Annotated in this window: 1 protein-coding gene; it reads left to right on the top strand. The window is 59.7% G+C overall.

Annotated features, from left to right (window positions below; translation table 11 throughout):
- Positions 1-797 (top strand): carbohydrate porin (locus AC1DRJ_RS30420; protein WP_477805375.1); only part of this gene is annotated, 797 nt, incomplete at its 5' end.
- Positions 798-828 lie beyond the last annotated feature (31 nt).

Genomic DNA, 828 nt, shown 5'->3' with positions numbered 1-828 from the left:
GCTCTCAGGTCGGCAACTGGGTCGGTGGCATCTGGTACAACTGGCCCGTCAGCCAGTGGGCRMTGCGGGTCAAATATCACCTSACACCGGAGYTGTATGCGCAGATCGGCGCCTATGAGCAAAACCCGTCGAACCTGGACCGCGGCAACGGCTTCAAGCTCAGCGGCAGCGGCACCCAAGGCGCGATATTGCCGGTGGAACTGGTGTGGTCGCCAAAAGTTAATGACCTGTCGGGCGAATACCGCGTCGGCTATTACTACAGCAATGCCAATGCCACCGATGTCTACAAGGACAGCAACGGCCAGCCCGCCGCATTGAGTGGCGAGGCGTATCGCAGTGCATCGAGCAAGCACGGCGAGTGGCTGGTTATTCAGCAGCAAGTGACCAGCATCGCCAGCGATCACTCCCGTGGTTTGAACGTGTTTGCCAACGCCACGATGCACGACAAGAAGACCAATGCCATCGACAACTACGTCCAGGCCGGCGTGGTCTACAAAGGCTGGTTCGATGCGCGCGCCAAAGACGATATCGGCTTCGCTCTGGCCCGGGTTCACGTCAACCCGGCCTATCGCAAAAACGCCGAAGCGACCAATCAGGCGCACGCCGTTTACGACTACGACGACCCGTCGTTCCTGCCGCCGCAGGACACCGAATACAGCGCCGAACTCTATTACGGCGTGCACGTGACGAACTGGCTGACCGTGCGCCCGAACCTGCAATACATCCGACATCCCGGAGGTGTGGACCAGGTCGACGACGCGCTGATTGGCGGGATCAAGATCACCTCGTCCTTCTAACCCACACCACAAAAACCTGTAGGAGTGAGCC

The organism is Pseudomonas sp. P5_B2 (assembly GCF_056400445.1).
This window is presented reverse-complemented; position numbering and strand designations above follow the sequence as displayed.